Raw genomic sequence first — 11,385 nt, 5'->3', positions numbered from 1 at the left:
GTGGTTGCTGTTTGTCATCCTTTGCCAACTCTCACTGCCACTGCAAGGCGGTGTGCCATGAGGTCCTCGGCTGCTGCCATGTCCATTACATGTTGTGCCAGTGCCTCGATTCCTTGGCGAGTGAGTTGCTGGAATGTGATTTTTTTGATGAAACTGTCGAGGTTCACACCGCTATAGGCTGTTGCATATCCGCTGGTGGGCAGTGTGTGGTTAGTGCCGCTGGCATAGTCGCCGGCGCTCTCGGGAGAGTAGGGCCCCAGGAACACCGAACCTGCATTCTCAACCATCAGCGCCAGTTCCTCGGCGCGAGAATGGTTGATGATGAGATGCTCGGGGGCATACCCATTGGCAAAGCGCATCATTTCCTCGTCGTCATGAAGCAATATCACATGGCTGTGGTTCAGAGATTTTTCCATCATCTCGCGGCGTGGCAACTTGTCAAGCAGTTCTTCAATTACGATAGGTAATTCTTGTGCTAGCCGTTCGCTTGTGGTGAGCAGTATGCTCTGGCTGTCGGGTCCATGCTCGGCTTGCGAGAGGAAATCGCTTGCCACATGACGGGCATCAGCGCTGCCGTCGGCCACAATCATCACCTCGCTAGGTCCGGCTGGCATGTCGATAGCAACGCCTGCGCTGCTCACTTGCATCTTGGCTTCCATCACCCAACGGTTGCCAGGACCGAATATCTTGCTCACGCGCTTAACTGTCTCGGTGCCAAGCGCCATAGCGGCAACGGCTTGTGCGCCGCCCACCTTATATACCTCGTCCACGCCACACAGTTGTGCAGCATAGAGAATGGCAGGGTGAACCTTGCCGTCTTTGCCGGCGGGGGTGCACATCACCACGTTGCGGCAGCCGGCAATCTTAGCTGGAACAGCAAGCATGAGCACGGTGGAGAATAGCGGAGAGTTGCCACCAGGTATATAAAGTCCCACGCTGGTGATGGGCACGGCACGCTGTGTGCATGTGACACCAGGCATGGTTTCCACGGTGATATCCTTCATGCGCTGTGCGGCATGGAATGCTTCGATGTTGGCCTTTGCAATGTTGATGGCATTCTTGAGCGAGTCGCTAACTAGTGTTGCAGCTTCGGCAAACTCGCTCTCGCTCACCTTGAGTTCGTCAAGATCTACCTTGTCGAACTGGCGTGCATAGTCGCGCAAAGCCTTGTCGCCCAGTTGGCGCACGCGGGCAATAATGCCCGATACCACGGCCTTTGCGTCATCGTTGACGGTAGCAGCACGCTGCATGAGCGGTTGCCAGGCGTGTGATGCAGGGAATCTGGTTATGTTCATATCACCATCTCCTCGATGTTGAGCACGAGTATGCCTTCAGCGCCCACGGTCTTTAGTTGGTTGATTACGCCCCACAGCTGTTTTTCTTCAAGCACTGCGTGAACCGAGCACCACTTCTCGTCGGCCAGCGGCAGAATGGTCGGGCTCTTGATACCCGGCAGGATTTCAACCACTTTGCCGAGTTTCTCACGCGGCACGTTCATGAGCAGGTATTTCTTTTTTTCGGCAGTCTTCACTGCCTCGATGCGAAACATGAGTTCGTCAAGAATCTCTTTCTTCTCGTCGTTGAGGTAGTGATTGTTGCCTATGAGCACCGCTTCGCTGTCGATCACAGTCTCCACTTCACGCAGGTTGTTGCTCACTAGGGTTCCTCCGCTCGACACGATGTCGAAGATAGCGTCGGCCAGACCGATGCCAGGGGCGATTTCTACCGAGCCGCTTATCTCGTGAATGTCGGCCTTGATGTTGTTATTCTCTAGAAACTCGTTGAGCACGTTGGGGTAGCTTGTGGCAATCTTCTTGCCGCTAAACCATTCGAGCCCATGATAGTCGGCATCCTTGGGCACGGCAAGCGACAAGCGGCATTTGCTAAATCCCAGCGGACGCAACACGTTGACATACTGTTTTTTCTCTAACACTTCGTTAAGCCCCACAATGCCCACGTCGGCAGTGCCGGCGGCAACCGATGCCGGGATGTCATCGTCGCGCAGGAACAGCAATTCCACTGGGAAGTTGCGAGAGGGTACAAGTAGCGTTCGTTTCACTGCAACCAACTTGATGCCGGCAGCTTTGAGTAATTCCATCGTCTCGTCATAGAGACGGCCTTTAGATTGAACTGCAATGCGTAACATAGTTATATGTTGTTTTTGTCGTTAATTATCATTTGTGAATCTATCTTGCCTTATAAAGCAACACAGCCTCCCTGCGGGGGAAGCTGCGTTGTGTTGATGTCGCAAATAGAGTTGTCTTTATTTTGATATAGCACACGACCAGCCTCCCTCACAAGCAGTGATGGTGACGATGGTGGTGATGTGCGGTGTAAAGTATCATTCTCTAATTGTTTTATAATGCAAAATTAAGAATTATTTTTCAATCAACCAAATCTGCCACTAAATTATTTGCATGTGGCCTTGCGCGGGGGGTGAATGATGCTGCACACCGGCAAACCAAAGGAATGCTATTGTCTCTTGAACACGTTGATGCTAAGCGGTGTGGCTTGTCTCTCGATGCTAGGTGTCTTGATCAGAGTGATGGTGTTGCCGTTGCGCAGCAGGTCGATGTGGATGAGGTTGCTGTGCCCCGAGATGCTGTCGGTGCCCAGTCCGCTCAACGCTACCACACCTTGCCGGTGGGTGTTGGCGCTCACGATGCGGGCATCACCATAACGTGAGGATGACAGGTAGTTGACGCTTATCATGTAGTCTCCGGCATGCGGCACGTTGACCTTGACGCTCACGGTGTCGCGCTGGGCGAGGTTGCGCGGAATCACATAGTGCTGGAACAAGTCACCACCCAGAATGAAGGGACGCGAGGTGTAGCTGAAGCATCGGCGGTTGCTCGCAATGAGCGCGATTTCAGAGAAATTGTCTATCTCTGGTATTGCAAACACCGAGTCGGCCACGTCGAGCGACGGGTTGCCGTTCACTATCAGCCGATAGGCAAGTTGGGGGTCGTAGTTGGTGATTGCGGCACTATCACCGTTCCACACCACGACAGGTTCGTCGGGGAACATCATGCGCTGGTTGACGATGGTCACGCCTTGGCTTGTGGTGCTCTCGTCCTTCACTGCAATCGTTATATTGTGGTGGCCGTGAAGTTTGTCGGCAGGTATGAAGTTGCTTCCCAGCTGTTTGCCGTCGAGCATGATTCGGTCGATGGTGTGGCCGCATCCTTGCAATGTGATGTCGAGAGTGGCATCGCGGTAGCTGAATCCGTTGATGTGCTTGTCGCCTGCCAGGCATTGCGGGATGACGGGAGAAAACTCAATTCCGTCGGTTTCAAATTTCATGCCGGCAAAGACGCGTATGGTCATGGCGACGTTGCTGATGGCAGCCGAGACGTCTAGATTGGCTGTTCCTTCGTTGACAAAGAGAGTTGAGTAAACAGCTTGTGCTCGCCACAGCGCGGCCAGGCCTCGACGCAAAGCATTGTCATTGCCTGCATGTGCCGACGCGAGGTTCCATAGCCCCTGGGTGTATCCCCAGGACTTCTCGTTGAGACAAGGTTCGGTGGAATGTGTGCGGGCAGGGTAGAAGTTGTTGACTCCGCAATGAGTGACAGCGGTTTTCTCGACGAGAGATTGCGCGCGGTCGTCCTCGTCGGCGATGCCCCACAGCACAGCCAGGGCTTGCGCGCGGTTGTCGCTGCATGGTGCATGCAGCGTACAGGTCTGACCGTAGATCAATGCTGAATACTGGCCATGCTTCTCGTTCCACATGTTCTCGTTGACAGCGGCATTGAGGTCGCGAGCCAGCTGGGCAAATTTGTTGTTGGTGTTGCCTAGTTCTTCGGCCATGTCGGCCATAGCTTTGAGCGAGCGCGCAGTCTCGATGTTGTTGCTCAATGTGAAGGTAGAGAACACGTCGCAACTTTCCATCCACGTGGGGAGTGCATCGACAAGAGGAGTGTAGTCGCTCGAGCAACCACGCACTAACCAGTCGCGGGTGTAGAATGCGATGTCTTCTTCTTGCTCGAAGGTAGCGGTTGCCACGTCGTAGGCATACTGTAGCCACTGCCGGTCGCCAGTCACTTGGTAAACGGTCCATGCAGCGGCAGGCCACGAGAGGCGGTTGTTGTAGGCCGGATAGTAGGGCGTGTCGTTGCCTTCTACCACGCCATCAGCCACTTTGTCCTTGAGCAGGGCTTTGGCCAATTCTGGGTCGGTGTAGGCAAGAGCAAGTTCAATGGCGTCATACAGGTCATTGCTTGAGTTGAAGTTGAGATGGTTGCGGTCGGTAGCAATCATCCATGACATGGCACTCAGGGCATCAACCAGCTTGTGCTGTGACTTGAATGACGTGACGCCTGCACTTGTGGGAAAGGCGATCTTCATGGGCTGCCCGTCGTTGCCGGTTATGTTTGACTTGATGGTCAAGGCATCGGTGGAATAAATGATGGTATCGCCCATGACGAGACTGTCGCCGGTGAGGGTGAAAATCTCATTTGTGGCAATAACATTGTCGGGCATGTCGTTATCACCACATGCCGTGAGCACCATGGTTGCCACGGCGCACAAGAGTGTTATTTGCCACCAACTTCTTATCATCACACAAATTTACAAAAAAAATGCCACAGATAGTTAAAAAACAGGCATTTTTACCGAGAAAATAGTAAAAATGCCTGTTTTATTGGTAATCTAGAATTGATTTATTATCAGTTCAAGATGATGTTGAGCAGAGCGTTGACGTCGGTAATATCTACGGTGCCATCGTTGTTCACGTCGGCACGGTTGTCATACTTGCTTGCATCGGCGTTGCCCAGAAGGATATTAACAACTGTGTTCACATCGGTGATATCCACGCTTCCGTCTCCGTTCACGTCACCATGTTCAAACATTTCAGGAGCATCGAGCGTGATGGTGGTGATAGAACGTGCGCTCAATTTCACTGCGTCGCCGGTGAAGTTGGGGTCGAGAGTGAGTTCGCGGCGCAGGCGGTGTCCCTTGTCGGTCACATACTTGTTGATAGTGTATCCGTTGAGGTCACGTCCGTTGGCTGCCAGTGTGATAGTGCGCTCGTCTGTGCCAGTGTTGACAATCACCATGACGAGTTGCTTGCCGTCGGGAGAGACATAACTAGATCCCAACAGGCCGTTGATCTCATCGGCACCGGTCATGCCCACGCGTTGGTAACCGGGACGGATGAAGAGGCTGAAGTTGCCCAGAGCCCACAGGCTCATGTCGTCGGTCACCGAGCCGCCCTTGGTGAGGTCGCCGTAGCTCTCGGTTCCGGTGTCGCCGCTAGCGTTGACGCGGATCAGGTAGAAGCGGTTCTTGTGTCCCCATTGCTCCTGGGCAAGTGCTGTCCAGTAGCTCCAAGAAGACACGTTGGCATACACGAGGTCGCACTGGATGACCTTGGCCATGAACAGGGCTATGTCGGTGTGAGTGGCTGCATCGTAGCCGCCCTCGGGGAAACCCGTCTTGCTCGAGGGAGCGGTATCGAGCAGACTCCACTCGGTCTGCCATATCTTGAGGTTGCGGTTCTTGGCAGCATTCCATGCCGATGTGCGTGAGTTCTGCAGCTCGTAGTTGGTGCCGAATGTCCAGTAACTGTGTGCTGCCGCGATGGGAGCCACAGATGGCAAGTTGCCCACGTAGTTGCTCTGGCTGCTGTTCCAGAACGCGTTGATCTGATTCTCGGAGAAGATTGAGTAGAGCGTGGTGTAGGACACGGCCTCGGGGATGAGAATCTTGCTGGTCAGGTTGCGAGAGGTGATGGATTTGTCGAGTTCCTTCACGAGTTTGCTGATTGTCTTGTTGGTCCAGTGTGATCCCTCCTGGCTGTTGTCCTTCCAGTCCCATGAAGGTTCGTTCACGGGCGAGATGTGTGAGATATTGTATCCCTCATCAATAAAGTGCTTGGCGGTGGTGGCGAGGAACTCGGCGAAGTCGTCGTAGCAGTCGTCTTTCAAGTTGGCGTCGCCAGTCGAATTATCACAGTGTGCGATGCCGTTCTTGGTGAAATAGACGGGTGCCGAGTTAGAGAACAGCACGAAGTCGTTCACTCCATATTCTTTAGCCTTCTGCATGAGGTATTGCTGCCCAGGGCAGCGGTTCCAGTCGTAGGAGCCGTCGGCCTGCAGGAAACAGTCGGCACGCTTGACAACCTCATCGATGCCACTGGCGTCGCCTTGAGCAGCGCTGCCGGCACCTAGGTTTACGCGCCAAGACGACAGACCGATGCCGGTGGGGTTGCCATTGGCATCCATGCGGGTGCTGAACAGCCACTTCGCCACCTTCTCACGGTTAGTGGTGCTGAAGTAGCGGCCCACAAACTCGCCGCTCCAGCAATCGCTAGCGGCAAAATTATCTATAGTTTGGTATTTCACACTCTCGTTGAGGGTGATAGCAGTCTGGGCACTGCCCACGGCCGCGCTGCAAGCCACAGCTGCAGCAAGTATGCTCTTGATAGTCTTTTCCATGTCGCAAAGTTAGTGAATTGATTTTATAATATAATGTGTAATTGTAGCAAAAAATATATAAAATGTAGCGGAATGTGGTTCTTCTCAAGGGGGGAGGGCAGTGTCTGAGGCATGCCTCGGAGTACTAGATGCCACCGTTGCAGGGAAATACGGGTACACCCGACGGAAAACCGCTGGGCACGGTGGCTACAGGGATAGTGGGTGCAAATGTTGTGGAAAACCGCCGGGCACGGTGGCTACAGGGATAGGGGGTGCAATGTTGTGGAAAACCGCCGGGCACGGTGGCTGTTGGGGTGGCGGTTACAGGTATTGCCTGAACCTGACAAAATGGAATGTCACTTCCTTGTTGCCTGGCGATAGTTCCTTTACCATGCGTTGCGATGTAGAAGCGACACAGGTGATGCCATGGCTCTTGAAACGTAACACAAGTGCGTGAGTGAGGCAGAACTCGCCCATGACGTGAACTGTGATGCTGGTGTTGCCGTGCCTAGTCACGATGTCGCTGACTATTTCGTCGGCCAGTTGGGTGATGCGGTTCTCGTCCCATTGCGGGGCAACGGCAGGGAAGGGATAGTCTTCTATCTCTCCCCATGCCTGAATGGCTGTCGCCTGTTGTTCTTGGCCCCACTTGCCGCAAGGATGATTGCTCAGGTTGATAAGCATTTTTATTTCTTTTTTGAGTTAATGACTAGGCCTTTGATGCTTGGGTTGGTGATGTTGAGTATTTCTTTGCGGATGTGCCCCGGGACTTGACCTCCGTCATAATAGATGAGGCTGACGATGTTAGTCACACTCTGAACGTTGAAGTCCTTGCGGGCAATCTTGAATGTGCCAATGCTCAGCGTTACAGTCTTGAAGGTGAAGCGATCCCTTATCCAGATTCCAGAGATGATCAGCAGCCATACAATGGTGATGGCGTTGATAATATTGTCCAAGATGGGAGTTCCACCAAACCACACTGATATCCAGTCTAAAAAATTGGACATGATACCAACAATGCTTTAAGCGTTGATGTTGTTTATCTCCTCATTCAGAAGGTGGAATAGTTCCTGCTCCTTGTTGGGACCAGCAGCCTCGAGACAGAAGTGTATGATCTTGTGGTCGTGGAACTTCTCGCGTGCAGTGTCGTCGATGTCGGCGTTAGTGATAAATACCGCCTTGCTGCTCATGCTGCCGTAGTTGTCGGTCACGGCCTTGAACTTGTCGATGTCAGTGCTGTTATAGATGCTTGTCTTGCATTCAATGAAGAACACCTTGCTGCCAGCCTTGAGAATAATGTCAACCTCGTTCTTCACCCTATTGGGGTCAATATTTTCAACAGGTTGGAAGATGCAGTTGCACCATATCTCGCTCGACCGGGGCCAGTGGGACAGCATGCGGGCCACCTTATATTCAAACCAGTTGAAGTTAAACAGCAGTTTCAATGCATGCTCCGAGTTGAGATGGAATGTTTCCTCGCGTCCTCTCTGGGTAAGCTTTATCGTGGCGTCACGAGAACTTGACCATTCTATATAAGAATAAGAGTCATAGCGTCCCTCGATGCTGCCGCTGGCAGGCAGATAATTCTGGTTCATGGTCATTTCCTTGAGCTGGCCATAGTTGTATCTAAAGGCCCTTTCGATGGTCTTGACCGAACGGTAGTCATCCTCTGTATATTCGTCAAATGGGGTGAACTGGTTCAAGGGGTTGCCTTGAAGCCTGAAGTGGGTGTCAAGATCAAGAGATTCATCCAAGACGGTTTCCTGCATGCTTCTCAGGTCGGTAACAATACCGTTTTGGCTGATGAGCATGATGTGGGCCGAGGTGTCTCTGAAAACATCAAAGAATGCCAAAGCCCAGAACTTGGTTCCACCCACCAGGTTTAGCGAAACCTCGTTTTCGCCAGGTTTGACAATTGTATTGATTTGCAACGCAGTTTCCATGATCGCGCTGTATTGAGTCGCCTTCATCTGGATAAGAGTGAAATCGATGTCGGTATCGGTGAACATGTTCTGCACAGCCTTAGCATCACCCTCAGTGCGTTCTGAATGCACCAGCACAACCATGTCGGGGGTCGTTTGCTTGATGCCGTTATACACGGGTTCCCGTTGTGCCCCTACAAGTGAAATATGTATTTTCTTAGCCATAAATTTGAGTTTAATGATGTGTAAAATTTTGCAATGTATGTGGAGTTTCTCCGCACACACCTTGTGTTATTTTTGTAATCCCTTCAACTTTTCATAGAGTTTATCAGTCCATTCTTTTCCCATTGCCTTGACAAAAGCTTTCATTTGTTTATTTAGCTCTCTATCGGAATGCATTTTCTCTGGAAGAGTAGCAATGTGTGTGACGAGAACCATTAAGTTATCGTCCGACATTTCGTTGCCGTTGTGAATCCAATTCTTTACAGCAGCAGCAACAGAACCAAGTGATGAATTTTTGCCTTCAAGTGATACTGATAGAGGAGTGTTAGTTGCCTTTTGTTTTTCTTGTTCCAGCGACTTAATCAATAGTTGAATTTCATCACAAGGGAGGGAATATTGTTGAGACAAAGATAATGCATTAGAATAATACTCTAAAGCTTTTTGTGACGAAATTTGAGCTTTTGCCCATTCAATATTCTTCTTGATCTGTTCTTTTGCAGTAGAAATGGCAAATTCCTTTTCTATTTGTTCTTGTATTGCTTGTGCTTTAACTCGCTCGTTCTCCCGACGAATTCTATCAACAGCAATATTATCCAAAGAACAATTAATTGTCAATAAACTAGATTCTTCCAAAACAGAGAAGTTGTTGTTGCTCTTTGCGTTTTTGTATTCATCTTCCTTCTTGTTGCCAATCTTGTGTTCCATTTCCATCATACGAACTTCATCAACCAAGTGCTCTGATGCAATTTTTACAAGAGCATTGGCAAGTGTCTTTAAAGAGAATCCTTCCTTGGCAAGCTCAACTTCGAATAAATGCAAGTACTCTTGGATATCTAGTTTCAATCCGTTCAGTCTGGTGACTTGCATTGAAATTTTACCATAACCGAAGGATTTTGCTAATCCTATGTTATGGAAAGTTCCATCAGTCAGATTAAATGATATTGCTGATAGCAACGCACCAATTTCAAAGGGACGCATGTTGTGTACCGAAAGATAACATTTAAACTTTTTTCCGTGGGGTAATGCAAAGGACTTCGGCATTTCAACATTTTGGTTTTTCTCGTTCCTAGGCAATGGACGCGTTTTGTTACTTTCAAAGATGCGATATCTTTTGCGCCCTGCAATCTTTACACCATCAGTATCGTATGTTTTGTAAGGTGCATTGCTTTGTTTTAGATAAAAAGGATAGAAAGATGCTTTAGGTTGGCCCAGTACACCTTCTATAGTTGTCAGCTCATGTTCGTCAATAAAATCTTCACACCAAGCATGTCCAATATGAACTCGACCCCGCAAAGAATTTTCTTTGCAGGTATAACCAAAGATTGCTTCTGGGATGTCAAGGCTATCTGTTGGTTTTTGAGCGTTCTCCACTGCTTGCTTCACATTGTTGGCAAAAGGGAAACGCATATAGCGTGTTAGACCTATTTTTACGGAGTCGTTATCCTTAATGAAAAACACAGGAATACGTTTACCTGCATATAATGCTTTGCGCAAGTATCCTTCCTTGCCTTCCTCGCCATAGCTTTTATTGCCCTTGTGAATGCTTTCAAAAGCTATAAAGTCATCATAACTGACTTCAAAACATTTTCCTTGATTCTCAGAGAAAAGATACTCATGCTTCTTCCCTTTCATGTAACCAGTGCAAACAATTCGGTAAAAACCTTGGGGAACGTATTTTATATTTTTGTTTTCTTTATAAGAAATCTCACCAGTTTTTATTTCCAACAATGGGAATAGTTCGTCTTTATATGCAACACTGCGTTGCTTATTTTCAGAACTTTCGTTGTCGGTTCCTTCATTGAAATCACTAAAATATTTACGGATAATATCAGAATGATGTATAGGTTGGATACCATTATTGCAGGGAGTGATGAAATATTGCTCCTTGACAATATATAACCACCCGCAGTTTACATTCTTCATTAAATCACGGTATCTTAATGCTTTTTGCGCTTCTCCAAAAGGCCGTTGCCAACCAAATGAATCATTGTTATATGTGACCATTTTAGCTGCTGATATTATTTCCAGTACATTACGAATGCATCCTTTGACCGAAGTTGCCGGGATGTAGTATTTTTTGCTTCCGTCGGGCATTTCGATATGTGCCGAATAGTAGTCTTCTGCCTCTCTCTTGTGCCCGTTGCGAACGAATAGAGGTGAGTGACTAGTTATAGATAGTTCAATAATTCCATCTTCTCCGTCGCTAAAAGGTATATCCATACTGATGAGTTCAGCATCAGGAGCGGGGAACACATCAGAACTAAGTGGTACGAAGTTATATGGTGATGTTATCATTTTTCTTGTGTTTTTGTGTTAGTAAAACCAGTGAATACTAAGTGGGTGGGATGAAGTACGGGCATGTCCAGGCATATTGGGTCTTTTTGAGCTTCCCAGTAGCGCAGAAACTGCAGGTTGTGCCCTTCCATGCGGTGCCCTACGAAGTTTTCGACAGTGACAGTCTGACGATTGAAATCTGCGCTTTCAAACTCGTAGCGCGTGATGATGTACTTGCCGTCAACATATTTCACTGAATACGATACATGGTTTGCCTTGTCACATAGCAGAGCCTCTATGACGAATGGATTTTCTCCTTCGATAAGTTCTACAGCTAAAGGTTCGCCCCCATTGTAAACTTTTGGTTTCGATTCATCGCTCATCCACACGTAACCCTCGTAGTTGCGTTGTTCTATTAAAGAAACCCGTTTTTCAGACCCTATACATCAAGGAACGTGGTTAGTTCCTCTATGTATTTGAGCTTTGTGATATCCTCCCATTGGCCATCCTTCTCTGTTCGCACCTTCTTGTATTTTGAGAGCATTCTGAAT

The 11,385-nt window shown here is 49.2% G+C and carries 9 protein-coding genes; all 9 read right to left on the bottom strand.

Features of this window, described 5'->3' with window-relative positions; translation table 11 throughout:
• Window positions 1-14: 14 nt before the first annotated feature.
• Complete coding sequence (gene hisD, locus ACKI3C_RS08730) at window positions 15-1,295, bottom strand: histidinol dehydrogenase (protein ID WP_407404103.1); 1,281 nt, start codon at window positions 1,293-1,295, stop codon at window positions 15-17.
• Window positions 1,292-2,146 (bottom strand): ATP phosphoribosyltransferase, encoded by an 855-nt coding sequence (gene hisG / locus ACKI3C_RS08725; RefSeq protein ID WP_407404101.1) that lies wholly within the window; start codon window positions 2,144-2,146, stop codon window positions 1,292-1,294. Before hisG ends, hisD begins: the two co-directional genes overlap by 4 nt.
• A gap of 326 nt (window positions 2,147-2,472) precedes the next feature.
• Entirely contained in the window at window positions 2,473-4,560 is a 2,088-nt protein-coding gene (locus ACKI3C_RS08720; RefSeq protein ID WP_407404099.1) for a hypothetical protein, read from the bottom strand.
• Between the two features lie 107 nt (window positions 4,561-4,667).
• The gene (locus tag ACKI3C_RS08715) at window positions 4,668-6,437 is read right to left on the bottom strand and encodes a glycoside hydrolase (protein WP_407404097.1); all 1,770 of its coding nucleotides are present in this window, start codon (window positions 6,435-6,437) and stop codon (window positions 4,668-4,670) included.
• Between the two features lie 300 nt (window positions 6,438-6,737).
• On the bottom strand, window positions 6,738-7,100 hold the full coding sequence (locus ACKI3C_RS08710) for a hypothetical protein (protein WP_407404095.1): 363 nt from the start codon (window positions 7,098-7,100) through the stop codon (window positions 6,738-6,740).
• A gap of 2 nt (window positions 7,101-7,102) precedes the next feature.
• On the bottom strand, window positions 7,103-7,423 hold the full coding sequence (locus tag ACKI3C_RS08705; RefSeq protein ID WP_407404093.1) for a hypothetical protein: 321 nt from the start codon (window positions 7,421-7,423) through the stop codon (window positions 7,103-7,105).
• A 15-nt stretch (window positions 7,424-7,438) separates the two neighbouring features.
• The gene (locus tag ACKI3C_RS08700) at window positions 7,439-8,563 is read right to left on the bottom strand and encodes a hypothetical protein (protein WP_407404091.1); all 1,125 of its coding nucleotides are present in this window, start codon (window positions 8,561-8,563) and stop codon (window positions 7,439-7,441) included.
• A gap of 66 nt (window positions 8,564-8,629) precedes the next feature.
• Entirely contained in the window at window positions 8,630-10,855 is a 2,226-nt protein-coding gene (locus ACKI3C_RS08695; RefSeq protein WP_407404089.1) for a TIGR03986 family CRISPR-associated RAMP protein, read from the bottom strand.
• Entirely contained in the window at window positions 10,852-11,250 is a 399-nt protein-coding gene (locus ACKI3C_RS08690) for a TIGR04423 family type III CRISPR-associated protein (RefSeq protein ID WP_407404144.1), read from the bottom strand. Before ACKI3C_RS08690 ends, ACKI3C_RS08695 begins: the two co-directional genes overlap by 4 nt.
• Between the last annotated feature and the right edge of the window lie 135 nt (window positions 11,251-11,385).

Origin of the sequence: Sodaliphilus sp., assembly GCF_045598405.1 — a bacterium.
Taxonomy (GTDB): domain Bacteria; phylum Bacteroidota; class Bacteroidia; order Bacteroidales; family Muribaculaceae; genus Sodaliphilus; species Sodaliphilus limicaballi.
This window is presented reverse-complemented; position numbering and strand designations above follow the sequence as displayed.